Annotated in this window: 25 protein-coding genes and 1 tRNA gene; 15 read left to right on the top strand and 11 right to left on the bottom strand. The window is 62.3% G+C overall.

What is annotated here, in order from left to right:
• Positions 1-2 precede the first annotated feature (2 nt).
• From nadB to panC, 3 genes are read left to right on the top strand one after another with little or no spacing between them, the layout of a single operon-like run.
• Positions 3-1604: an L-aspartate oxidase gene (nadB, locus tag Q7U49_RS12640; protein WP_304764618.1), complete on the top strand. Its 1602-nt coding sequence runs from the start codon at positions 3-5 to the stop codon at positions 1602-1604.
• A 57-nt stretch (positions 1605-1661) separates the two neighbouring features.
• Entirely contained in the window at positions 1662-2561 is a 900-nt protein-coding gene (gene panB, locus Q7U49_RS12635) for a 3-methyl-2-oxobutanoate hydroxymethyltransferase (RefSeq protein WP_304764617.1), read from the top strand.
• Between the two features lie 8 nt (positions 2562-2569).
• Complete coding sequence (panC, locus tag Q7U49_RS12630; protein WP_304764616.1) at positions 2570-3418, top strand: pantoate--beta-alanine ligase; 849 nt, start codon at positions 2570-2572, stop codon at positions 3416-3418.
• A 23-nt stretch (positions 3419-3441) separates the two neighbouring features.
• On the opposite strand, the gene Q7U49_RS12625 is transcribed toward panC, so the two are convergent.
• A complete protein-coding gene (locus Q7U49_RS12625) occupies positions 3442-4209 on the bottom strand; it encodes a sulfite exporter TauE/SafE family protein (protein ID WP_304764615.1) in 768 nt (255 codons plus the stop codon).
• A 17-nt stretch (positions 4210-4226) separates the two neighbouring features.
• Between Q7U49_RS12625 and Q7U49_RS12620 the strand changes: the two genes are divergently transcribed.
• Positions 4227-4883: a trimeric intracellular cation channel family protein gene (locus Q7U49_RS12620; protein ID WP_304764614.1), complete on the top strand. Its 657-nt coding sequence runs from the start codon at positions 4227-4229 to the stop codon at positions 4881-4883.
• Positions 4884-4931: 48 nt separating this feature from the next.
• Here Q7U49_RS12620 and Q7U49_RS12615 read toward each other — a convergent pair whose 3' ends face one another.
• The 3 genes from Q7U49_RS12615 to Q7U49_RS12605 all read right to left on the bottom strand — a co-directional run bounded on the left by Q7U49_RS12615 (position 4932) and on the right by Q7U49_RS12605 (position 7357).
• The gene (locus Q7U49_RS12615) at positions 4932-6275 is read right to left on the bottom strand and encodes a HAMP domain-containing sensor histidine kinase (RefSeq protein ID WP_304764613.1); all 1344 of its coding nucleotides are present in this window, start codon (positions 6273-6275) and stop codon (positions 4932-4934) included.
• A gap of 2 nt (positions 6276-6277) precedes the next feature.
• Positions 6278-6940 (bottom strand): response regulator, encoded by a 663-nt coding sequence (locus tag Q7U49_RS12610; protein WP_304764612.1) that lies wholly within the window; start codon positions 6938-6940, stop codon positions 6278-6280.
• 117 nt (positions 6941-7057) lie between these two features.
• Entirely contained in the window at positions 7058-7357 is a 300-nt protein-coding gene (locus Q7U49_RS12605; protein WP_304764611.1) for a hypothetical protein, read from the bottom strand.
• Positions 7358-7545: 188 nt separating this feature from the next.
• On the opposite strand from Q7U49_RS12605, the gene Q7U49_RS12600 reads away from it, so the two are divergent.
• Entirely contained in the window at positions 7546-7980 is a 435-nt protein-coding gene (locus tag Q7U49_RS12600; protein WP_304764610.1) for a DUF1841 family protein, read from the top strand.
• 22 nt (positions 7981-8002) lie between these two features.
• On the opposite strand, the gene Q7U49_RS12595 is transcribed toward Q7U49_RS12600, so the two are convergent.
• Positions 8003-8662: a cytochrome c gene (locus Q7U49_RS12595; protein WP_304764609.1), complete on the bottom strand. Its 660-nt coding sequence runs from the start codon at positions 8660-8662 to the stop codon at positions 8003-8005.
• 167 nt (positions 8663-8829) lie between these two features.
• Between Q7U49_RS12595 and Q7U49_RS12590 the strand changes: the two genes are divergently transcribed.
• The 9 genes from Q7U49_RS12590 (at position 8830) to Q7U49_RS12550 (ending at position 18794) form a co-directional block, all read left to right on the top strand.
• A complete protein-coding gene (locus Q7U49_RS12590) occupies positions 8830-9684 on the top strand; it encodes a MoxR family ATPase (RefSeq protein ID WP_304764608.1) in 855 nt (284 codons plus the stop codon).
• A 183-nt stretch (positions 9685-9867) separates the two neighbouring features.
• On the top strand, positions 9868-10461 hold the full coding sequence (locus Q7U49_RS12585; RefSeq protein ID WP_304764607.1) for a GNAT family N-acetyltransferase: 594 nt from the start codon (positions 9868-9870) through the stop codon (positions 10459-10461).
• A gap of 73 nt (positions 10462-10534) precedes the next feature.
• Positions 10535-10822: an antitoxin gene (locus tag Q7U49_RS12580; protein WP_304764606.1), complete on the top strand. Its 288-nt coding sequence runs from the start codon at positions 10535-10537 to the stop codon at positions 10820-10822.
• A complete protein-coding gene (locus tag Q7U49_RS12575) occupies positions 10819-11226 on the top strand; it encodes a type II toxin-antitoxin system VapC family toxin (RefSeq protein ID WP_304764605.1) in 408 nt (135 codons plus the stop codon). Before Q7U49_RS12580 ends, Q7U49_RS12575 begins: the two co-directional genes overlap by 4 nt.
• Positions 11227-11244: 18 nt before the next feature.
• Positions 11245-12459 (top strand): VWA domain-containing protein, encoded by a 1215-nt coding sequence (locus Q7U49_RS12570; RefSeq protein ID WP_304764604.1) that lies wholly within the window; start codon positions 11245-11247, stop codon positions 12457-12459.
• The gene (locus Q7U49_RS12565) at positions 12456-14270 is read left to right on the top strand and encodes an autotransporter assembly complex family protein (protein ID WP_304764603.1); all 1815 of its coding nucleotides are present in this window, start codon (positions 12456-12458) and stop codon (positions 14268-14270) included. Before Q7U49_RS12570 ends, Q7U49_RS12565 begins: the two co-directional genes overlap by 4 nt.
• Positions 14270-18130, top strand: coding sequence for a translocation/assembly module TamB domain-containing protein (locus Q7U49_RS12560; RefSeq protein ID WP_304764602.1), 3861 nt, complete (start codon positions 14270-14272; stop codon positions 18128-18130). Before Q7U49_RS12565 ends, Q7U49_RS12560 begins: the two co-directional genes overlap by 1 nt.
• Before the next feature lie 98 nt (positions 18131-18228).
• On the top strand, positions 18229-18666 hold the full coding sequence (gene mscL, locus Q7U49_RS12555) for a large conductance mechanosensitive channel protein MscL (protein WP_304764601.1): 438 nt from the start codon (positions 18229-18231) through the stop codon (positions 18664-18666).
• A gap of 53 nt (positions 18667-18719) precedes the next feature.
• Positions 18720-18794, top strand: a tRNA-Arg gene (locus Q7U49_RS12550).
• 263 nt (positions 18795-19057) lie between these two features.
• Here the strand turns inward: Q7U49_RS12550 and Q7U49_RS12545 are convergent.
• Positions 19058-19222 carry a hypothetical protein gene (locus Q7U49_RS12545; RefSeq protein WP_304764600.1) on the bottom strand — a complete coding sequence of 55 codons (165 nt, stop codon included), beginning with the start codon at positions 19220-19222 and terminating at the stop codon, positions 19058-19060.
• A gap of 12 nt (positions 19223-19234) precedes the next feature.
• On the opposite strand from Q7U49_RS12545, the gene Q7U49_RS12540 reads away from it, so the two are divergent.
• The gene (locus Q7U49_RS12540; protein WP_304764599.1) at positions 19235-19570 is read left to right on the top strand and encodes a hypothetical protein; all 336 of its coding nucleotides are present in this window, start codon (positions 19235-19237) and stop codon (positions 19568-19570) included.
• Positions 19571-19676: 106 nt separating this feature from the next.
• On the opposite strand, the gene Q7U49_RS12535 is transcribed toward Q7U49_RS12540, so the two are convergent.
• From Q7U49_RS12535 to Q7U49_RS17455, 5 genes are all read right to left on the bottom strand, one after another.
• Positions 19677-19895, bottom strand: coding sequence for an HNH endonuclease (locus Q7U49_RS12535; RefSeq protein ID WP_304764752.1), 219 nt, complete (start codon positions 19893-19895; stop codon positions 19677-19679).
• 510 nt (positions 19896-20405) lie between these two features.
• Entirely contained in the window at positions 20406-22181 is a 1776-nt protein-coding gene (locus Q7U49_RS12530) for a DUF927 domain-containing protein (protein ID WP_304764598.1), read from the bottom strand.
• Positions 22082-23287, bottom strand: coding sequence for a PriCT-2 domain-containing protein (locus Q7U49_RS12525; RefSeq protein WP_304764597.1), 1206 nt, complete (start codon positions 23285-23287; stop codon positions 22082-22084). Before Q7U49_RS12525 ends, Q7U49_RS12530 begins: the two co-directional genes overlap by 100 nt.
• Positions 23284-23580, bottom strand: coding sequence for a helix-turn-helix domain-containing protein (locus Q7U49_RS12520; RefSeq protein ID WP_304764596.1), 297 nt, complete (start codon positions 23578-23580; stop codon positions 23284-23286). Before Q7U49_RS12520 ends, Q7U49_RS12525 begins: the two co-directional genes overlap by 4 nt.
• A gap of 344 nt (positions 23581-23924) precedes the next feature.
• Positions 23925-24158 carry a helix-turn-helix transcriptional regulator gene (locus Q7U49_RS17455; protein WP_370654005.1) on the bottom strand — a complete coding sequence of 78 codons (234 nt, stop codon included), beginning with the start codon at positions 24156-24158 and terminating at the stop codon, positions 23925-23927.
• Positions 24159-24242 lie beyond the last annotated feature (84 nt).

The following is a 24242-nucleotide window of genomic DNA, read 5'->3' as shown; positions in this document are numbered from 1 at the left end:
TCATGCCTTCTCGCGAAACCATTTTGCCTCCTGCCACGCTTCACTTTGATGTCCTGATTGTCGGCAGTGGCCTGGCCGGCTTGAGCTCGGCCCTGCTGCTGGCCCCCAACAAACGCGTGGCCGTGATCACCAAACGCGCCGTGTCCGAGGGCTCCACAGGGTGGGCCCAAGGCGGTATTGCGGCGGTGTGGAGCAAGGACGACAGTTTTGACGCCCACATTGCCGACACACTGGTGGCCGGCGCCGGTCTGTGCGACCTGGATGCCACGCGACGCGTGGTGGAAAACGCGCCCAAGGCCATCGCCTGGCTGCAAACCCTGGGCGTGCCGTTTTCCGAGGAAGACGGCCAGCTGCACCTGACCCGCGAAGGCGGCCACAGCGCCCGGCGCATCGTGCATGTGACCGACGCCACCGGCGCCGCAGTGCAGCGCACGCTGATCGAGCAGGTGCAAAAGACGCCCAACATCACGCTGTTCGAGCAGCACACACTGGTCGACCTGATCACCACCGACAAGCTGGGCCTGCCCGGCAAGCGCTGCCTGGGGCTGTACGCACTCGACGAAGCCACCGACCAGGTGCTCACCTTCGAGGCACCGCAAACCATTCTGGCCACCGGTGGTGCCGGCAAGGTCTACCTTTTCACCACCAACCCGGACACCGCCACCGGCGACGGCATTGCCGCGGCCTGGCGTGCCGGCTGCCGTGTGCAGAACATGGAATTCATCCAGTTCCACCCGACCTGCCTGTACCACCCGCACGCCAAGTCCTTCCTGATCAGTGAAGCGGTGCGTGGCGAGGGCGGCCGCCTGCTGCTGCCCGACGGCACCCGCTTCATGCCCGCGCACGATGCACGCCTGGAGCTGGCCCCGCGCGACGTGGTCGCGCGCGCCATCGACTTCGAGATGAAAAAAGGCGGCTTTGACTGCGTTTATCTGGACATCTCGCACCAACCCCTGAGCTTCCTGCAGGAGCACTTCCCCAACATTTACGCGCGCTGCCTGGAGCTCGGCATTGACATCTCCAAACAACCCATTCCGGTGGTGCCGGCCGCCCATTACACCTGCGGCGGCGTGCTGGCCGACCTGGAGGGTCGCACCGACATCGAAGGCTTGTATGCCATTGGTGAAACCGCCTGCAGCGGCCTGCACGGGGCGAACCGGCTGGCCAGCAACTCGCTGGTGGAATGCATGGTATTTGCCCAGGCGGCGGCGCAGGACATCGAACGCTGCACGCGCAAGCCCACGGCCAGTCTGCCAACCTGGGACGAGAGCCGGGTCAGTGACCCTGACGAAATGGTGGTGATCTCGCACAACTGGGACGAGCTGCGTCGCTTCATGTGGGACTACGTGGGTATCGTGCGCACCAACAAAAGGCTGGATCGGGCCGCCCACCGCATTGCCCTGCTGCAGTCCGAAATCCACGAGTTTTATTCCAACTTTCACGTCACCCGCGACCTGCTGGAACTGCGCAACCTGGTGCAGGTGGCCGATTTGATCGTGCGCAGCGCCCAGGCCCGCCACGAGAGCCGTGGCCTGCACTTCAGCCGCGACTATCCGCAAATGCTGGAACAAGCCCTGCCCACCACCCTGAACCCGCAAGCCTGATAGTGAACTGTGCAGGTCTGCGTTAGACTCGCGCCACCTTTTTTTGGGGGTCTCCAAATGAGTCAACCTGCCACACAAAACGCCTCGCCTTACGGCACCCTGCCGCCCGCCAGCAACCCGGCCCTGCGCAAACCGGTCAGCCTGCCGCGGCTGGTGGAAATGCACGCGCGCGGTGAAAAGATCACCATGCTCACCGCCTACGACGCCACCTTTGCCGCCGTGGCCGACGCTGCCGGCGTCGAGTGCATTCTGGTCGGTGACTCGCTCGGCATGGTGTGCCAGGGCTTGAGCAGCACCGTGGGCGTGTCGCTGGAAACCATGCGCTACCACGTTGAAAGCGTCACGCGCGGGGTGCGCCGGGTGCAAGGCACCGCCTGGATCATTGGCGACCTGCCCTTTGGCACTTATCTGGAGTCCAAGGAGCAGGCGCTGCGCAGCGCCGCCGTGCTGATGCAGGCCGGCGCCCACATGGTCAAGCTCGAGGGTGGTGGCTGGACGGCAGACACCGTGCGTTTCCTGGTGGAACGCGGCATTCCGGTCTGCGCCCATCTGGGTCTGACGCCGCAAACCGTGCATGCTCTGGGCGGTTACCGGGTGCAGGGCAAAACGGTGGAATCAGCCGCCATCCTGAAGCGCCACGCGCACGAACTGCAGGATGCGGGCGCCTCCCTGCTGGTGCTCGAAATGGTGCCGGCGGCACTATCAAGCGAACTCACCGCCGAGCTGACGCACTGCCCCACCATCGGCATTGGCGCTGGCAACGGCACCTCGGGGCAGGTGCTGGTGCTGCACGACATGCTGGGCCTGAACCTGGGCAAGATGCCCAAGTTTGTCCGCAATTTCATGGCCGACCTGCCTGGTGTGCAAGGCCAGCACGGCATCAAGGAAGCCATGGAGGCCTATGTGGCTGCCGTCAAAAACGGCAGCTTTCCAGACAACGCGCTGCACGCCTGGTAGATTTAAAAATGATCATTCTTCGCACCATCGCCGAACTGCGCACGCATTTGGCCAACTTCAAACACCCCGCTTTTGTGCCCACCATGGGCAACCTGCACGACGGCCATCTGGCGCTGGTGCGCCAGGCCAAGCCGCTGGGCGACCTGGTGGTGGTCAGCATTTTTGTGAATCGCCTGCAGTTTTTGCCGCACGAAGACTTTGACACCTACCCGCGCACCTGGGAGGCCGATTGCGAGGCGCTGGAAGCGGCCGGCTGTGATGTGGTGTTTGCGCCCAGTGAAAAAGAGCTGTACCCGGAACCGCAGGGCTTCACCATCCAGCCGCCCTCCGAGATCGCCAACATCCTTGAAGGCCATTTCAGGCCTGGGTTTTTTGTCGGTGTCTGCACCGTGGTGATGAAGCTGTTTGCCTGCGTACAACCCAGGGTGGCGCTGTTCGGCAAAAAAGATTACCAGCAACTCATGGTCATCAACCGCATGGTGCGCCAGTTTGCCCTGCCGATCGAGGTCATTGGCGGCACCACCCTGCGCGCCGCCGACGGGCTGGCGCTGTCCTCACGCAACAATTACCTCAAGCCGGCGGACCGGCTGGAAGCGGTGCGCCTGTCAAAAACCCTCAACAGCATGGCGCAGGCGCTGCGCGCTGGCCGCACCGACCTCCTGGCCCTGGAGCAGGAAGCCATGGACAGCCTGTCGGCGCACGGCTGGCAGCCCGACTATCTGGCGGTGCGGCGCAGCGCTGACTTGCAGGTACCCGGCGAGGCCGAAATAGCGGCTTTGGCAAACCTGCATGGCCTGGTGGTGCTGGGCGCGGCTCGCATCGGCAGCACCCGGCTGATCGACAACCTGGATGTCTGAAACCTTGCGGGTCAGGGATGTTTTTAGCGCACCGCGTCAAACAGCAGCTTGACGCCGGTCAGGAACATGCCGACATACAAGAATCGGTAAAACAGCACCTGGCTGATGCGCCGCGCCAGTTTCACCCCTGCCCAGACACCGATGGGTGCCAGCGGCAGCAGCACCACCGAGGTCGCAAAATTGCGCCAGTCCAGCAGGCCCAGCCAGGCGTAGGGAATCCACTTGGCCAGGTTGATGACAAAAAAGAAGAAGGCCATGGTCGCGGTGAAGCGGATCGGCGACAGGCGCAGCGGGATCATGTAGGCATTCACCGGCGGGCCGCCCGCGTGTGCAATGAAGCTGGTAAAACCAGACACCGCCGTCAACAGGGCGCCCAGCCAGCGCGGTGGCGGCGGGCTGTCGGCCTTGGGCGGAAACAGCAGGCGCTGCGCCAGAAACAGCAGCGTGAAGGCGCCGACGATGCCGGCCACCAAGCGGGCATCGAGCAGCTTGAACAACAAGGCGCCCACCACGATGCCGACCAGGCCACACGGGATCAAAAACTTGAGCAGTTTCAGGTCAAAGTCTTTGCGAAACGCGGCCATGCCCAGCACGTCCATCAACAGCAGCACCGGCATCAGAATGGCTGCCGCCTGCGGTACGCTCACCGCCAGCGCCATCATCGGCACTGCCAGCGAGCCAAAGCCCGCGCCAAAGCCGCTTTTGCTGACCCCCAGCAGGAGCACGGCGGGGACGGTGACGGCATAAAAAAACGGGTCGGTGATGAACGGAAAACTTTGAGGCAGGAACATGATGGGACAATTCGGGAATGAACAGCGCCAACATCAACAACATTCAACAGTGGGGTGAAACCCTGCGGCTTCTGATTGAACTGGCTGGCACGGCGGCGTTTGCATTGTCGGGGGTTTTGGAAGCCGCCCAAAAGCGACTGGACGCCGTGGGGGTGTGCGTGGTGGGTTTTTTGGCCGCCTTCGGGGGTGGCACGCTGCGCGACTTGCTGCTTGATGCGCGGCCGTTTTTCTGGGTGCGCCACGTCGAGATGCTGTGGGGCGTGCTGGCCCTGTGTGCCCTGGCCATGCTGTTCATGCGCCGCCACCATTTTGAGCTGACGCGCAAGGCCATCGAGTGGCCCGATGCGCTGGGGCTGGGCCTGTTCACCGCCACGGGTGTGCACCAGGCTTTGCAAAGTGGCCTGCCGGCGCTGGTGGCGGTGTTGATGGGCCTGATCACCGGGGTCTTTGGCGGTGTGCTGCGCGACATCGTCTGCAACGAGATTCCAACCGCTTTCAGCGACCACCGCCCCTATGCCGTTTGTGCCTTTGCCGGCGGCTGGGTTTACGTGGGCTTGTGGACCCTGGGCGCTGCGGGGTGGCTGGCCTTGGTTGCCTGTGTCGCGGTCACGGCTGGCTTGCGCGGCTTGGCCATGTGGCGCAACTGGCAATTACCCGCCTGGCAAGTCGACTGAGCGACTGCCGGCCTCAGTCAAGGGCCCTTGAGTCGGCTCTCAGCCGGCTCACACCGGGTTCGTTGGTTTCTCTGGCTGCGCCGCATGGGCGAGTGGAAAACTCAGCCGCACTTGCAAGCCGGGGCCCTCGGGCGGATCCTCCAGCAGCAAGCTGGCGCCATGGTTCAGCACCACCTCCTGCGCAATGGTCAGGCCCAGGCCCGAGCCTTCGATGGCCGGGTTGGTCCGCACGAATGGCAAGAATACCCGCTCACGCAAGGCCTGCGCAATACCCGGACCACGGTCACGCAACAGCAGGACGACCGCGTCTTGATGCTGATGAATGCTCAGATCCACCGGGGCATTCTCTGGTGAAAACTTCAGTGCATTGCCCAGCAGGTTGTCAAGCAACAAGCGCAAGTCATTGGGATCGCCCTGAACCACGGTCGAACCGCTGGACTCAAAAGCAAACTCGATGCCGCGCTGACTGCCCAGCGTCGACAAATTCATCATGGACTCCTGCGCCAGGCGATCCAGGTCCACGGCAGTCCAGGCTTGCGGGTGAATGTGGCCTTCCAGGCGCGCCAGCGTCAGCATTTGCTGCAACAGCTGCTGCGCCCGGTGCACACCCATTTTCAGTCGACTGGCCGCCTCCCTGACCTGGGCCGGGTCCTGCCCGTGGGCCAGGTTGTCCACCTCCAGACGCAAGGCCGTGATGGGCGTGCGCAACTCGTGCGCGGCGTTGGCAATAAAACGCTTGTGGGCTTGCATGCTGGCATCGAGCTGCTGCAACAAGCGGTTCAGCGTGCGCACCACCCGGGCCAGTTCGGCGGGCGCATGCGCCAGGCTGATGGGTTCGAGCGAGGCGGCATCGCGGTGGCTGAGCTCCTCGTCGAGTTCACGGATGGGTTCGAGCCCCTTTCTGATGGCGGTCCCCACCAGCACCGCCACAATGAGCATGGCAATCAGCGTGGGCACCAGCACCTGAAGCTCGGCATCGCGCGTGAGTGCCCGGCGCAACTCCCGCGAATGCATGACCTGGATGGTGCGCTCGTCGCCCCTCAGCGTGAACACCCTGAGCGTCACTGCATCCGCCTGCGGACCGCTGGGCAACACGGAGAAACCCGGGCTGGTGTCGGACCCGAGTTCGATCTGTGTACTGGAGCGGTAAAGCCGGTTGCCAAAGCGGTCCCAGATCTGCATGTCCAGGTGCAGCGCCGGGTCGTCGTCCCAGGCCTGCAGGTCCTGCAAATCGCTCAACAGCATGGCACGCGCCACCTGCTCAAGCTGGTAGTCGAGCAATTCGCGTTGTTGCCGGTTGACCTGGGTGCGCACCGCAATGGCCAGCACGATACCGACCAGCAACACGCCCAGCAGCAGGCGACTCTTGAGACGCGACTCCAGCGAAACCATGGCTAGTCGTCCCTGGCCACAAAATAGCCCACACCGCGAATGTTGAGGATGCACGCCGCACCCAGTTTGCGTCGCAGGTTGAAAATATTCACCTCGAGCGCATTGCTGGCCACCTCTTCACCCCAGCCCAACAGGCGCTCCTCCAGTCGGGCCCGTGACATCGGGACACCCGGGCGGCGCATCAGCAACTCCAGCAAGGCAAATTCCCGCGCCGACAGCCCCACCGCGACACCGTCGCGGGTCACCATCTTGGTATCCGGATGCAAGGCGATGGTGCCGCTGCGCAGCACCGGATCAGCGCCGCCAGACCGACTGCGCACGGTGGAGCGCAGGCGTGCTGCAAGCTCTTCCATTTCGAACGGTTTGAGGAGGTAATCATCGGCGCCCGCGTCCAGGCCCGCCACGCGGTCAGCCAGCGCATCGCGCGCCGTCACCACCAAAATCGGCTGTTTGTAAGCCTCTGCACGCAAATCCCGCAGCACCTGCATGCCATCACGCTTGGGCAGGCCGAGATCAAGCACCATGGCGTCAAAGGGTTCGGTACGGGCACATTGCAAGCCGAGTTCACCGTCACGCACCCAATCGACGGTCATGCCCAATCGGGCAAGTCCCACACGGACGGCCTCGCCGATCAGGGGATCGTCTTCCACCAGCAACACACGCATCGTCAACACCTGTTTCTGAAATGCCGGTCAGCTTATCACGGCCCCAATGCAAAAAGGGCCACGCCCATTGCGCAGCCCTTTTCCTTGACAGGAGCCGGCTCCGGCCCCGTTCAGGGTTTACTTGGCAGCAGAAGCTTTTTTGGCTGGCTTCTTGTCAGCGTGCTTTTTGACTTCCTTCTTGGCAGGTGTGGTCACTGCGTCTGTCTTGGCTGCGGGTGCTGCCGGGGTCGCTGCGACTGCTGGAGTTGCAGGTGTTGCCTTGACGGCTGGCGTTGCAGCTGTTGCAGGTGTCGCGGGGGTGGCCTTGACGGCGGGCGTTGCCGGTGCGGCTGCCGAGGCAGCAGGCGCTGCGGCAAAGGTCAGGCCCGTGGCGAACAGACCGGCAGCGAGGCAGAGAGCAGTGATGCTTGATTTCATGGTGAATCCTAAAGTTACAACGGTTAATTTCTTTATCGTGTTGGCCTGAAGCCAACTGACCGTGACTGTAGCGGGGCAGACTTAGCCCGGGCTTAGGGAAAACTTAGGCCAAACTTAGGGTCGCCCCGGCCAGTCCCTGGGTTGGCGCGACAATCCGGTTTTTTTATTCCCTGACCCCGACAGTCATCATGTTCAATCCATCCAAAGCCGACGTTCGTCAATTTTTTTGTGCTGTCTATGCCAAGGCCCAATCGGGTCAGGCCATGGAAGCGATCGAGACCATCGCCAGCCTGTGGATTGACGAGCACCCCGAGTACCACGCCGAACTGGCCAGCGTCGCGTTGGCGATGGCTGCCCTGGAGCAGCCTGACGACAAGTCCAGCGATTGTTTTTTGCACTTGTCGATGCACTTGTCCATCACCGAGCAGTGCAGCATTGACCAGCCGCGCGGCATCCGGCAAGCCGTTGAATTGCTGACACACCGACGCGACTCGCTGCACGACGCGCACCATGCTGCCATGGAGTGTCTGGGGCAAATGATTTGGGACAGCCAGCGCAACGGCCAGGCGCCCGATAGCAACGCTTACGTGGCTTGTGTGCAGCGCCACGCCACCCGGGACTGAGGCCCGGGCGGAACGGTCAGGTTTACTTGACGCGGCTGCGCTGCAGCGTCTGGATTTCGCTGGGCAAGCCGGCCACGTAGTCGGCCAGCACCTTCATCTCCTTGTCGGAGAACTGCTTGGCAATGCCGGCCATGACCGGATGACTGCGGCCGATCATGGGTTTCTCGTTGATCTTGTAAGAGCGCAGGGCCACGTACAGGTAATCGGCATGCTGACCGGCAATTTTGGGGTAGGACGGGTCAATCGGCTTGCTCAGGTTGGCGCCATGGCAGGAGGTGCAGCCGCCCTTGGCCATCAATTCAGCTGCCTTGACAGAACCTTCAGCCGCGGTGGCCGGCACGTTGACACCGCTGCCGCTGGACTCGTAGTAAGCGGCCAGGTCGGCGATGTCCTGGTCGTTCAGACTGGCCGCAAGGGTGCGCATGGACGGATGCTTGCGTTCCCCGCTCTTGTAGGCGTTCAGCGCGGCGCGAATGTAGCCTGCGCCCTGACCTGAAATTTTGGGGACCTTGTGCACCTCGGGAAATCCGATGTGGTAGCCTTGAATGCCATGGCAGCCGACACACAGTGCGTTTTTTTGAGCACCCGCTGTCGCGTCGCCCTTGATGTCCTGGGCGTTCGCGCTCAAGGTACCGGCACAGCTTAAAACCAGGGCCGATGCTGTCAACAGAAATTTTTTCATTTGCTAAGAAAATCCGTAAGAGGCATTTGTTGAATTGATAAATATCAAACGAATTATAGAAAGCCAGGTAAGCACCGAGATATGGCGTAAACCCGGTATTTCTCCCTGAAACACCATCATTTGGCACCTGCCAAGCCCGTTCAGCCACCCATTCCCGCCCAAACACCATGAAATTCCAAGGCACCCAAAGCTACATCGCCACCGAGGACCTGATGCTGTCGGTCAACGCCGCCATCACCCTGCAACGCCCGCTGCTGGTCAAGGGCGAGCCCGGCACCGGCAAAACCATGCTGGCCGAAGAGGTGGCCACGGCGCTCAATTTGCCGCTGCTGCAGTGGCACATCAAGTCGACCACCAAGGCGCAGCAAGGCTTGTACGAGTACGACGCGGTGAGCCGCCTGCGTGACTCGCAACTGGCCGACGTGGATGGTGGTGAGCGGGTCAGGAACATCCACAACTACATCGTCAAGGGCGTGCTGTGGCAAGCCTTTACCGCCGAACAACCAGTGGCGCTGCTGATCGACGAGATCGACAAGGCCGACATCGAGTTTCCCAACGACCTGTTGCGCGAAATCGACCGCATGGAGTTCTATTGCTATGAAACACGGGAACTGGTCCGGGCCAAGCACCGGCCGCTGGTCTTCATCACCTCCAACAACGAAAAAGAGCTGCCCGATGCGTTTTTGCGGCGCTGTTTTTTCCATTACATCAAGTTCCCCGACGCCACCACCATGAAACAGATCGTGGACGTGCACTTTCCCGGCCTCAAGGCCGAGTTGCTGAGTGCCGCCATGAAGACGTTTTTTGACGTGCGCAACCTGCCGGGCCTCAAAAAGAAGCCTTCCACCAGCGAACTGCTCGACTGGCTCAAGCTGCTGCTGGCGCAGGACATTCCACTGTCGGCGTTGCAAACCCAGGATGACAAGGTGACCGTGCCACCGCTGGTCGGTGCCCTGCTCAAGAACGAGCAGGATGTGAGCCTGTTTGAAAAATTGGTGTTCATGCAGAGCCGAAACCGTTGATCCTTGTGGCCATGTCGTTCGAGGCACAAAATTGGCGCAGGCAAAACGTCCAGCGGGGTGGGCCCTCTGGGTGACTGACGATTTCTGGTACCCCAGTATGAGGAAGTTGCCCAGAGGGCCTGCCCCGCGGGTTCTGTTCACCACGGCGTACAGGTTTTCGGTTTGTGAATTTTGGAGAAACTGATGGCTTTTGTCGAACCAGTCACCCTTGACAAAAACGGCGTCATGCTGACCCCGTTAACGCTGGGGCACGAAGACGGCCTGCGCCAGGCCGCCGCCGATGGTGAACTCTGGAACATTCGCGTCACTTCAGTGCCGGAACCCGAGAACACGCGCAAGTACATCGAAGACGCACTCGCCATGCGTGAGGCCGGCAGCCGTTTTGCCTTTGCCGTGCTTGACACCTCGACGGGCAAGGTGCTGGGCAGCAGCAGTTTTCACGACATCCTGCCGGCGGTCAAGCGGGTGGAAATTGGCTACACCTGGTATGCCAAAAGCGTGCAGCGCAGCCATGTCAACAGCACCTGCAAACTGCTCATGATGACCCATGCGTTTGAAGTGCTGGGCTGCCATGTGGTGGGCTGGCGCACCGACAACTTCAACTTTGCGTCGCAAACTGCCATCGAGCGCTTGGGGGCCAAAAAGGACGGTGTCATTCGCGGCCATGCGCTGCGACGCGACGGCACCATTCGCGACACTGTGATGTACAGCATGCGCAGCGGTGAATGGCCCGAAGCCCGGGCGCAATTGCTGTACCGGCTGAACATGCCCCGTTGAACAAGCCGATCGCATAGTGCACAAAAATTCATCACAATATACAATTTGTATATTGCCATTCCAGGAGCGCACCATGACCACCACCACAGCCGCCGTCTTCATGTCAGGCAACAGCCAGGCCGTGCGCTTGCCCAAGGAATTTCAATTGCATTCCAAACGGGTTTTCATTGAACGCAGGGGCGACGAAATCATCTTGCGGGAAAAAAAGGCCACGGTGCGGGACATTCTGAGAGGCCTGCCACCCTTGAGCCTTGAGGCGGCACAAGCGTGGGCCGGGGTTGAAGCCCAAATAACCGATGCCTCACCGCAAGGGCGCGACTGGACTACCCTTCTGGCCTCTGACGCGGCTCCGTCCAAATGACCTACCTGCTTGACACCAACATCGTCAGTTACTTTCTGCGTGATGCGTCCGCAACCTTGAGCCAGCGCATACTCGACAGCAGCCCAGACACTTTGGCCATTTCCATCATCAGCGCGGGTGAGTTGCGTTATGGCCTGAGCAAGCTCCCCCCTTCGCGACGCGCCACCGAATTGGCACAGCGCCTCAGCGCCGTGTTCACCGCCATCTCCGTCTTGCCCCTGCCTGCCGAAGCCGCGCCGCACTATGGCCGCACCCGAGCGCAACTGGAAGCCGCAGGGACGCCCATTGGCAACAACGACCTGTGGATTGCCGCCCATGCCTTGGCCAAGAACATGACACTGGTCACCAACAACGTTGGTGAATTTCAGCGTGTTCAGGAGCTGATGATCGAAAATTGGCTCTGAGCCCCATGCCCTGATGTCATGTTGATCGACTTTTTTTACACACTGCGCGCCGCCAAACTGCCGGTCTCGGTCAAGGAGTTCCTCACCCTGCTCGAAGCGCTCAAACTTGGCGTGGTCGGGCCCAAAACCCCGCAAACCGACGACGCATCCAGCGAGTCCAATGGCTACAAATTAGACGACTTCTATTACCTGAGCCGCGCCACGCTGGTGAAGGACGAAAAGCATTACGACAAGTTCGATCGCGCCTTTGCCGCTTATTTCAAGGGGATCGAGGTGGTGACCGACTTCACCCAGGATATTCCGCTGGACTGGCTGCGCCAAACCCTGGAAAAATACCTGAGCCCCGAAGAAAAAGCGGCCATCGAAAAGATGGGCTGGGACGAGCTCATGGAAACACTCAGGAAACGCCTGGAAGAGCAAAAAGAGCGCCATGAGGGCGGCTCCAAATGGATCGGCACCGGCGGCACCAGCCCGTTTGGCCATGGTGGCTACAACCCACAGGGCATCCGCATTGGCGGCCCTGGCAAAAACAAAAGTGCCGTCAAGGTGTGGGAACAGCGCGCCTACAAGGACTATGACGATACGCAAGAGCTGGGTACACGCAACATCAAGGTGGCGTTGCGCCGCCTGCGCAAGTTTGCCCGCGAGGGCCATGTCGAAGAGCTCGACCTGCCCGACACCATCCGCGCCACGGCGGCCAATGCCGGCTACCTTGACATCAAAATGGTGCCCGAGCGCCACAACAACGTCAAGGTGCTGCTGCTGATGGATGTGGGCGGCACCATGGACGAGCACATTGCCCGGGTCGAAGAAATGTTTTCCGCGGCCAAGTCGGAGTTCAAGCACCTCGAGTTTTATTATTTTCACAATTGCGTCTACGACTTCATGTGGAAAAACAACCGGCGCCGTTATGCCGAAAAATTTGCCACCTGGGACATCATCCGCAAGTACAACAAGGACTACAAGCTGATCTTCATTGGCGACGCCACCATGAGCCCCTACGAGATTTTGCAGCCCGGCGGCAGCGTCGAATACAACAACGAAGAAGCCGGCGTCGAATGGCTGGGGCGCCTGACCAGTGCCTTCCCGCGCTTTGCCTGGATCAACCCCGAACCGCAAGGCGTCTGGCAATACCGCCAGAGCATCAGCCTGGTGCAGCAACTCATGAGCCAGCGCATGTTCCCGCTCACCCTCAAGGGCCTGGAAGACACCATGCGGCTGCTGAGCAAATGAAGCATTTTTTGCTGGCCGTACTGCTGCTTCTGGCCCTGCCTTGGGCGACGGCTGAAGAGGCAACACCCCATGGCACCGGCAGCCCGTTGGTGCGGGCCGCTTTTGAGCTCAACATCCAGGCCCCCGATGACGTCAAGGACCTGCTGACACGCCACCTGGAACTGCAGCGCTACCGTGAGCTCACCGACCTGAGCGACGACGAACTGGAACGACTGCTGCGCCAGGCCGGGGAGGACGCGCGCCAGCTGGTGGGCACGCTGGGCTATTTTTCGCCAGTGATCACCCTGGCGCACCAGCCGGCGCTGGGCGGCCCGGCGCTGGTGACCCTCACGGTCACACCCGGCGAGGCGACGCGCATCCAACAGGTGACGATTCAATTCACCGGTGCCATCGCCGACGACGCGCTGGCTGCAGCCCAGCGCGCGCAGATTCAGGCCAGCTGGTCGCTGCCCGCTGGCAACCGCTTCACCCAGAATGCCTGGGATGGCGCCAAACAGCAGGCGCTGCGCCAGCTCACCACACTGCGCTTTCCAACCGGACGCATCAGCGCTTCGCTGGCCGACATTGACCCGAACACCGCAGAGGCGCACTTGCAGCTCACCCTGGACTCAGGCTCGGCCTACCGCCTGGGCGAACTGGAAGTGGATGGCTTGCAGCGCTACGACCGGGCCCTGGTGCAACGCCTGGCGCGGCTGAACCCGGGCAGCCCCTACAGCCAGGCCGACCTGGTGGCGGCCCAGCAGCGCCTGACCGACAGCGGCTACTTTGACTCGGCCTTCATCACGCTGGACACCCAGGCCGACCCGACGACGGCCACGGTGCAACTGAAACTGCGCGAAGCCCGACTGCAAAAACTGGTGTTGGGCGTTGGCGCCAGCACCGACAGCGGGCCGCGCTTGTCGGCCGAGCACACCCATCACAAGGTGCCCGGCATCGGCTGGCGCGCCGTGAGCAAGCTGCTGCTGGACCGTGAAACCCACGCCATTGGCAGCGAGCTGACCTCGCCCCCTGATCCGTCCAACTGGCGCTGGGCAGTCTCCGGGCTGCTGCAAAACCAGCGACTGGGCACGCTGGATGTCAGCAGCCAGCAATTGCGCGCTGGCCGCAAGCAAAGCCATGAGCGCATCGACCGCAACCTGTATGTGCAGTACGACCGTGCCGAATCGGTCGACACCGACACCACCCAGCCGGTCATCGCCCAGTCCATCAGCGCCAATTACGCTTTTGCCGTACGCTATTACGACAGCCTGCCCTTCCCCTCTGCGGGCTGGGGTTGGGGCGCCGAGCTGGGTGGCGGCACCACACTGGGCCCCGAGCGCCAGGCCTACACCCGGCTACTGACCCGCTGGCAGGGCTTTCTGGGGCTGGGTCAGGGTGACGGCAGCCGGGCTGGCTCCAGCCGCCTGGCCATGCGCGCCTCGGCGGGCGCCGTCATCGCCAAGGACAGCGCCAGCCTGCCCAGCACCCAGTTGTTTTTGGCCGGCGGCGACAACAGCGTGCGCGGCTATGGCTTGAACGACATCGGCGTCACGCTGGCCGACGGCAGCACCACGGCCGGACGCTACCTGAGCACCGGCAGCGTGGAGTGGCAACGCCCGGTCCGCATCAATGGCCGACCCAGTGACTGGGAAAGCACGGTGTTCATCGATGCCGGCGCCGTGGCCAACAAGCCCTCCGAGCTCAAGGCCAAGGTCGGCGTGGGCGTGGGTGCGCGCTGGAACAGCCCGGTCGGACCACTGCAGCTTGACCTGGCTTACGGTGTTGACGCGCGGCGCTTGCGTTTGCACATGAACCTGGGTTTTACTTTCTGATGCGTGCCATGCGCCTGGGCCTGAAACTGCTGGCCGCCACGCTGATCGGTGTCTTGGCGCTGACCGCCGCGCTGTGGCTGTGGAGCGCCAGTGACAGCTCGCTGGCGACCCTGCTGACGCGGCTGCAGCGTTTTTTACCGGCCGGGCAAACGCTGGAGGCCAAAGACGTGCGAGGCTCGCTGCGTGCCGGCGGACACATTGGCTGGTTGCGCTGGCAGCAGGGGGACCTGACGGTGGAAGCGCAAGACATTGGCGTGGCCTGGACGCTGGCCCCCCTGTTCAACAAACAGGTGCGATTGGGCGAGCTGAGCGTGGCGTCCCTCAGCATCGTGGACCAACGCAACCGTGCCGACACCCCGCCGCTCACGCCGCCGACCGACTTGCGCCTGCCGATCACACTGGAGGTGCCGTTCAAGGTGGCCAGCCTCAGCTGGACCGGCGCCACCACACTGCAAGCCACCGAGCTCAGTGGCATCTACCACTATGACGGTCAGGCCCACGCGCTGGAACAGGGCCGCGGCCGGGTCGCGTCCGGGTCTTACCAGCTCAGCGGCCAGCTGCAGGCCATGGCGCCCATGGCGCTGGCACTGCAAGCGCAGGGCCTGGTGCAGACCACCCTGCCCTCCAGCCAACAGCCCTTGACGGTGGCGGCCACGGCCCAACTCATGGGGCAACTGGTCGGACCTGATGCCGTGCTGGCCCTGCACGCCAGTCTGAAACCGGTCGCCACGGCGGGCGCGACAGTGCAGCCCAAGCCGTCCGAGGTGATGCAAGCCGAGGTGTCGGCCCAGCTTGCCCCCTGGCATGTCCAGCCCATCGTCCGGGGCCAGGCCCAATGGCGAGGCCTGAATCTGGCCGCGCTGTGGCCCCAAGCACCGAGAACCCAACTCAGCGGTGACGCCAGCGTGACACCGGACGGCCAGGCCTGGCAGGGCCGGCTCACGCTGGCCAACGCCCGACCCGGCCCGTGGAACCAGCAGCGCCTGCCGCTCAACAGCTTGCAGGCCGATCTGCGCTACGACCAGGCGCAATGGACCTTGCAATCACTGCAAGCCAAAGCAGCTGGCGGCAACGTGACCGGCTCAGGCGACTTGACAGACGGGCTGTGGCAGGGCGACGCCCGCCTGCACCAGATCAACCCCGGTGCCATCGACACCCGCCTGGCCAGCAGCGCCCTGAGCGGCAAGCTGCAAGCAAGGCAAAGCCCCGCAGGCATCGCCTTTGAGGCCCAGCTGGCGGCAGCGCCGGCGCAGGGCAAAGCCAGGCCAGCGCCGACCAGCCTGGACACCCTGCGCCTGCAAGGTCTGCAAGCTCAAGGCCTCTGGGCATCACCGCAGTTGACCTTGGGCGCCCTGAGCATCGACGCGCAGGACGCGCACCTGGAAGGCAATCTGGCCTACCACCTGAACACCCAGGCTGCGCAAGGCAAACTGGCTTTCAAACTGCCCGGCTTGCAGGGCAGCGTGGACGGCCATCTGGCGAGCCAGGCCGGCCAGGGCACCTTGGCCGTCAAGGTCACCGATGTCAGCCTGACCAGCCAATGGCTCAAGCGCTGGGCTGTGGTGGACGACGCGTTGCAAGGCCTCACCCTGCGCGGCGCGGCCCAGCTCGACGGCTCCTGGCAGGGTGGCTGGCAGCAGCAGGGCCGCGGCCTGCAAATCGATGCCCGTCTGCGGGCACCCCAATTGTCTTGGCGCAGCAACCCCTCCACCCCGGGCGCTGCGTCCGGCGCGGGGCAGCTGCAGGGGTTGGAGCTTGACCTGGCGGGTACCCTGCCCGCCCTGAACTTGCGCACCCAGGGTCGTGCCGACATCGGCGTGCAACAGCTGAGCTGGCAAGCGCAGGCCAAGGCGGGCCGGCTGACGGCCGGCCACTGGCAAGGCAGCGTGGGTCAGCTCAAGCTCGTGACGCAAGACAACAAGCAACCCGGCTCCTGGACTCTGCAGGCCGACACCGACAAGGGCCAGGCGGTCGTGCTTGATTGGCTGGCCAGCCGACTGGAAAACACCCTGACACTGTCCGCCGGCAGCGCCCGCCTTACCGGCCCCTATGCCGGAGAGGCCCGCATGAACTGGCAGGCGGCGCGTTGGTCGCAAGCGCTGGCCCGGACCGCAAAGCAGACCCAACCGAAAGCCCAGTGGCACAGTCAGGGTCAGATAAGCCAGTTGCCGCTGGCCTGGCTCGATGCCCTGAGTGGCAAGACCATGGCCGACCTGGGCTTGAGCAGCGACCTGATCCTGGCCGGCCGTTGGGACGCCAAACACACCGACGCCGTGCACCTGAGCGCCATGCTGGAGCGCAGTTCCGGCGACCTGCGCCTGCGCGTCGACGACAGCCGCCAGACAGCCTTGCCCGCCGACATGCGCGAGGCCCGACTCGAGCTCAACCTGGACGCCGGCTACCTGTCCAGCAGCCTGCGCTGGGACAGTTTGCGAGCTGGCAAGGCGCTGATGGCATTCAGTACCCAGCTTCAGCCAATGGGTCATGGCTGGAACCTGGACCAGCAAGTGCCGATTGGCGGCAGCCTGAAAATCCAGCTGCCGCCGGTGGATGCGTGGTCGGTGCTGGCGCCGCCGGGCTGGCGACTGCGTGGCACCATGGATGCCGACATCACCCTGACCGGCACGTTGGCAGCCCCGCTGTGGGACGGCCAGATTCAGGCGCGTGACCTGGCCGTGCGCTCGGTGGTGGACGGCATCGACTTCAGCCAGGGCCGGCTCAACGCCCGGCTGCATGGGCAGCAGATGGATATCAAGGAATTCAGCTTGCAAGGCGCCGCCACGTCCGCCGGTAGCGGCGGCCAAGTGGCTGTGACCGGGTCGGTATTCTGGCTGCCCGCAGGCTCCGAGACCGATTTTTTATCGCGCTTGTCGATGTCGCTCGACGTCCAGGCCAAGGCCCTGCGACTGAGCAACCGCTCCGATCGGCGCGTGGTGGTGTCGGGCAAGGTGGCCGCACAACTCAGGGACGCCCGACTGAGCCTGCGCGGCAATCTGGCCGTCGACCAGGCGCTGATCACGCTGCCCGACGACAGTGCGCCGCAACTGGGCGATGACGTGCTGGTACGTCGGCCTGCAGCTACGCAAAGCGCAACCACCACGCCGGCCAAAAACACCCTGGCCACCCGCAACGCAAGCGCGCCCCGGCTGGTCACGGACCTGTTGATCGAGATTGACCTGGGACGGGATTTTCAGGTGCGTGGCCGCGGCCTGGACACCCGCCTGGCGGGCAAGTTGTCGCTGCACGCCGTCGACCGCGAGCGGCCCAACCTGACCGGCACCGTGCGTACCATGCGTGGCACCTACCGGGCTTACGGCCAGCGGCTGGACATTGAACAAGGCCTTGTGCATTTTGTCGGTTCGGCCGACAACCCGATGCTCGATATTCTGGCGATTCGACCCCAACTCAGCCAGCGGGTCGGCGTGCAAGTGAGTGGCACGGCGCTGTCGCCCATCGTGCGACTCTACGCCGAGCCCGACTTGCCCGAGGCTGAAAAACTGGCCTGGCTGGTGCTGGGGCGTTCGGCCAGTGGCAGCGGAGGCGAAGCCGCCTTGCTGCAGCAAGCAGCGCTGGCTTTGCTGGGGGGCAGCGGCCGCGGGCCCAGCGCCAGCCTGACGCAGGCGCTGGGACTGGATGAACTGAGCTTTAGCGGCAGCAACGGCGGCAACACTGCCAGCGGGGCCACGGTCACCATCGGCAAACGCCTCAGCAAGGATTTTTACGTGGCCTATGAAAGCGGCCTGGCGGGCACCATGGGGGTCTTCACCATTTTTTACGACCTGTCACGCCGGTTGACGCTGCGCGCCCGGACCGGTGAACAAAGCGCCATCGATTTGATCTGGACCCTGCGTTACGACTGAGTCGCAGCGAGGATTGCACCCGTGGGTTCTGGTGTATGCTTTCATTTGAGAAAAGTCATACCGCAATTCGTGGCCCCATCACTTAGCGAAAGGTTGCTATGAGCATCACATCCGAGTTCAAAGAGTTTGCCTTGAAAGGCAATGTAGTTGACCTTGCGGTCGGTGTCATCATTGGTGCCGCATTTGGCAAAATAGTCGACTCCATGGTCAAGGACCTCATCATGCCGCTGGTCGGCAGAGCCGTGGGCGGTCTCGATTTCTCCAACTACTTTGTGCTGCTGTCCACCCCGCCCGCCACCTACACCGGGCCGATGACTTATGAGGCGCTGACGAAGGCCGGCGTGCCGCTGTTCGCGTATGGCAACTTCATCACCGTGGCGGTGAACTTCATGATCCTGGCATTCATCATTTTCATGATGATCCGCCAGATCAACCGCATGAAGAAAGCAGAGCCTCCAGCGCCACCCGCACCACCAGCCGCAACGCCGGAGGACATTGTGTTGTTGCGGCAGATCCGCGATTCGCTGTCAAAGTAACGAAAGTAGCGCAGCCGCCATCGCTTGATGGGATGCACCTAAAATCACGCTTTCTCGCCATAGCACAACGGATAGTGCGCATGCCTCCTAAGCGTGAAATACAGGTTCGATTCCTGTTGGCGAGACCACATTTGAAGCCGGATTGGTTTTTTACCGTCCGGCTTTTTTCATTTTACCTAGGGAAACCGCGTTTCGTCGTTCAGTAGCGTTCGCGTAAGTATGCCACGTGCCAGCAATATCGGGGGGTACATCTGGGGGTAGATTTTTTGAATTTGGGGGTATATTTTTTAAGATACCCGTTTCACCAATGGCAAGGGCTTCAAATCAGCAGGCAATGTACCCCCACTTTTGGGGGTATGAACCGGGGTGAATGGGGGTACAAGTGGCCAGATCAGGGCGGCCCAGGCTTCGCACCTGGTCGACGTGGTGACGGTGCCGGGCCTGTCACCGGATCGCGCCGGGTGGTCATGGTGCTGACGCTGGCCACCGGCTCACGCCAGGCACCGGCACGCCAGGCGGGCAGGTTCACCAGCTCCAACGGTCTGAGGGTTCGCACCTGGTCGAGGTCATGATGGTGCCGGGCCTTGGCACTGGATCGCGCCAGGTGGTCGAGGTGCTGACGCTGGCCACCGGCTCAAGCCAGGCACCAGCTCCAACGCTCAGGGCTTGGCACTTGGTCGAGGTGCCGGGCCTTGGCACCGGCTCACGCCGGGCGGTCGTGGTGCTGACGCTGGCCACCGGCACGCCAGGCGGGCAGGTTCACCAGCTCCAACGGTTTGAGGCTTCGCACTTGGTCGAGGTGGTGACGGTGCCGGGCATCGCATCGGATCGGGTCGGGGTACCCCACCCCCCCAAAACTTGCGCACGCAAAAAAAGTAGGAAGCGGTCGGTTTCCAGTGTGTGAGTGCCAGACTTTTGACCCCCCCCTCACCCCTACAAAAAAATAAAAATCTAAAACTTGCGGGCGTAAAAATTGTAGGAAGCGGTCGGTTTCCAGTGGGGGCTAGGGGTCACTGTGCACCCCACTGCGCCCGCTGCCTGCCTCGCTTTGATTCAGCCAAGCTCTTTGCTTCATGGCAGGCATGGCAAAGCCCTTGCACGTTGCTATCGTCATCGGTGCCACCCTCTGCCAGTGGTCTGATATGGTCGCGTTGTGTGGCCAGCGTGACCCGCCCCAGTCGTTCACATTCGACACAAAGGGGATTGCTTGAAAACAAGGCGGCCCGCATGGTTTGCAGCCGCCTGCCCGTGACCCGCTTGGTCGCTGTCGTGGGCTTTGCCCAGGCTTCGCGTTGGTGTTTGCTGCATCGGCTAGAACCGTCACGCACCAGCACCCCACAGCCGGGGTAATTGCATGGTTTTGGGGCAGCTTTTGGCATGTTTTGCGCCATTTTTGTGGGTTTATGATGGTTGATTCTTCGGGGTATCTGGCGGGGTGTTGGGTTCGGGTAGTGTGTTTTTTGACTGCGACAACTGCGACAACTGCGACACCGTTGATTTCATTGGTTTTTTTTGTACGCACTATTGACTTCAGGACTGCGACAACTGCGACACTCATTTTTGTTACCGTTCGCATGCGTTCAGTTGTTGCTTGATTTGGTGCCTGGTGCCACACACACATGCCATTTTTTAGCGCGAGTGTGTCTCTACCGCACCGCCGCCCACACGCGGCCCGGCACATGCTCACGCGTTCCATTCGGTTGCATGCTGGCCAGGTCTTGCGAGCATCGGGCGGGCGTTCATAGGTCAAGCTCAAAGATAGCGGGCGGTATCCGGTAACAGGTTGCAGGGCCAATGCCGGGCAGGCGCTGCCTACAGTCGAACGGGCGGCCGCTGTCAGGGGTAAGGCAGCCATGTTCCAGCAACACACGGCACACGGCCCGGTAATCAAACCCTGCACACACTTCAACCCGGAACGTTTCGGCAAGAATGAAATATTCGAACGACACTTCTTCGCCTTGGGTAGCGGTGATCCTGTCCCCAAACTCTGCACCGAATTGGCTATTGGATTTGATGGGTGCGCCATCACTGCCCAACATGCGCCGCACGCCTGCCCGGTTCAGGGTCTTGGGGGCGTGGTCATCACTGCCCCGGTGCCACATGGCAAAGCGGCCTTCGGCGTTCAATTCAAGAAACCGCCGCACCTGTCGCAGCATGCCCACGATCTCACCATTGCCACTGCCACCACGGGCAGACAGCCAGGCATTAAAGCAGGCAGCGGCCGCCTGTTCGCTTTCACCCACTGGCCAGCCTGTCAGGCCCGCCGCCGTGGCCAGCTCACCCGCCGCACCCACCAGCGCAAAGCGTGCCCCTACGCGTTCAACCTGCCCGCTTGCGTTGGCAGGGATCAGGCGTGCGGCCAATGTGTCTGCCCTGGTGCGAATGCTGGCCTTGAGGGTGTCTGTGTGTTCTGTCAACCATTGCAGCCAGGCGCGGCCCGTGGCACCGTAAACCGTTTGGGCTTGGGTGGTGACGTGCTTTGCAAAGACAGCGCCATTCGCGGCCGTGTGCAGATCCTCGAACGCACCGAAGCCAGCTCCAGCATCGGCCGGAATGTCTGCCATGCGCACTTCCTGCCCGGTGCGGGTGCGCTTCATGCCTTCAGCCATGTGATCAGCCAGGCCCAATTCACCCGCACTCAGAAACAGCAGCCGCCATGCCTGCCGGGTGCGTGGTGTGCCCGTGCGGGTAGCGCGTGCCTTGCCTTGTTCGTTGGCCAGCATGTAGGCGCATTCGCCCGCCGTCTTGGGGTCAATCTGTGCCAGCTCGTCAAGGATCAGCAGACAGTCCGAATGTTGGGCGGCTATGGCCTCGAGGGCGTTATCTGTTGCCCGCCACCGCTGCAAATAACTGGTGCCACCGTACACACTGGCAGCCAGCTTTAACGCCGTGGTCTTGCCGCTGGAACTGTCGCCACGGTAATGAAAACCGCCGCTTTCCATGTTGGCAGGGCGCAGCAGCGGCCCGGCAAACGCACACGCCACCGCAAAGGCCAGGCGGCTATTGCCAACACACATAACGCCTACACGGTCGCGCCATTGGTCAGGGGTGCCCTTGCTTCGGAATGTGTTTTCTACCGCGTTGTCGCTCTGAAAAACGATGCGTTCACCACTGTCACCAATAGTTTCTTTTGGCAGCACAAAGGCGCGGCCGTTGTGCCAGCCTATGCGGTCGGTACAGCTTGCAAATTCTTCAGGGGTGCGGCTCTGCAAATATTGGGTAAGCAGGTTACGGGCGCGGGGCGTGGTCGCAATGCGCAGGCCCATGTTTAACAGCGTGGCGCGGTATTCGCCGCCATCGGCGGACAACATGCGGGCGGGCATGGCCCAATTCTTTTGGATCCCCAGCGGATCAGCAAAGGCCAGGTAGTAACCCCAGCCGCCGCCGTCCTGGTCACGGGTGAAGGCTTCCACAGTCAAGGGGCTGCAAATCCATTCGGGCGGCTTGCGTTTGCCGTCCTGGTCAGCACCGCAAAACCAAACGCCGGAATCGTCAACCGTGAACGGGTCAAACATCTGGCCAGCATTCGGCCCACTGGCCTTGTTTTGCTTCGCGTTGGGGGGTTGCCTTGCCTTGCGGTTTGCGTTGACTGTGCGGCCGTTTTCGCTGCTTGGTGCGCATCGATGGCGGCCTCGATACATGCCCGCACCGCGTCAAGCCCGGCGGCCGCGTGCCAGTCGTTGAAGTCACTGGCGCCAGCGGGCAATCCTTCAGGAAAAACAGCCAGGCCAGTCACCGCACGGGCGGCCGCCGTGGCTTTGTCGCGGCCGGGGTTGTTGCCTGTTTTGGCGTGGGTGTCGGTGTCATCATCGCCACAAATCACGATCAGCGCGGCCGGATGCGCCTGGTGCAATGCCTTTGCCACGTGGGGCAGGTTGCCAGCGTCAAACGCCACCGCCACCGGGCGGCCCGTGGCCTGGTGCAGGCTGGCAGCCGTGGCGTAACCTTCAGCCACCAGCAGCACCGAAGCGCCCGCCGGATCACCGCACCAATGAAAACAGCCTGATTTTCGGGCACCCTTCAAACCCATTTTGTCGGTGCCAACATTCGCAGGTTTGCGGGGAAATATGCGTTGCACGTTCCACAGTTTGCCCACCGTGTCAACCATGGGCACCAACACGCAGCCATCAGACGCAAACCGCACGCCATACGGTTGAACGCCCTTGCGTGTCAGGTAGGGGCTTTCGCCTGATTCGCTGGCAGCCTGCCACAGTAGCGCGGCCTCGTTGCTGGCGTGGTCGTGGCGGGCTTGTTCGTTGGCTTGTTCGGCTTGTTGCCGGGCGGCCCGCTCACTGGCCAGGCGTGCCACCGTGGCGGGATCTGGTTTTGCTGGCGCTTGATCAGGCTTGGGCAGAGTGAACCCGTTTGATTTGGCCAGGTGCAACAGCGTACCAATGCCAACACCGCCGCCCGCCTTGATGCTCTGCCAGGTAGAACGCGTGGCCTTAAGGTCGAAACCGTCCGCCGTGGCGCTCCATTCGGTGAACAGCTCGCGGCCCGTGTCATCGGGGTATTCGGATTTAATCGCCATGCCCACCCGTGCCCATTCATCGCGGGCAAGATTTGCCGGGACATGTTGCAGGGCGGCCCGGATCAAGTCGGGGGTGATGATGGTTTTCATAGGGGGGTGAATAGGTCGGGCTGGGTGTTGGGGCGGTAGATCAGTGCATACGTGCGCACCATGCGCGAACGTCCATCGCCAGCGCATGAAACATCGCGCCAGCGCCAGGCACGGCCAATGTCATAACCCAGGCCGCGCATGTCTGAAATGACCTTGGTCACACTGCCAACATCACACGCCGCGTCGATTTCTTTTGCCGTGCTGTGGGGGTGTTGTTCAAGAAAATCAGCCACCCGTTCAATCTGTGCCGGGCGGGTGTCGTGGTGTGGCTTGGTGATGGTGCCTGGTGTCATTGGTACGCTACCTTTTCAGAACCCACAATGGCAGCCAGGGCGGCCATGGATGCAGGCGGTTTTACTAAGACGCGCCGGGTTTGCCAGTCCGCCACACACAACAAAAACCCGAGATAAATCACGCCATACCGCCGCCCACCATAAGTGAAGGTTTTCAGGTGCCGGCGCTTGTTGGCAGCCGTAAAAGCAGCCACCCAAAGTCGGGCCAATTGCGGCCGGTTTGGTGAATCTGCCGGGGGAATGCGGTTGGGCTTTTTGTTGCCGTAGTCGAAGGACTCACGCCTGATTGCAAGCGTGGTTCGGCTTGCGTCCTGTTCACGCGTTTGCACTGGCATGGGTGCACCTTACTGGCCACCAGCTTGAACGCGGGTTTCAATCCATGCCTGCACTTCGGACAAGCGCCAGCCAACAGCCCGGCGGGACAGTTGCACGCGTTTCGGGAAACCCTCGATAGAGTACACGGAAGTTTTTCCAACTGAGGTCAGGGCGCAAACTTCATGCAGACGGATCAGTCGATCAGGCTGGGGGGGTGTTGCTGACACGCGGCCGCGTTGGTTGCTGGGGTTTGCGCCGGGCATGGTTTGCACGGGCTGGGGATGTTCGTTTGAACGCATGGGGCACCTATGAAAGTTGTTAAGGTGCCCATTAGATTTAATGGCTAT

This window comes from Rhodoferax sp. (assembly GCF_030653815.1).
Lineage (GTDB): Bacteria > Pseudomonadota > Gammaproteobacteria > Burkholderiales > Burkholderiaceae_C > Rhodoferax.
Note: the sequence above shows the minus strand (reverse complement) of the source record. Positions and strands in the feature narration are given on the sequence as shown.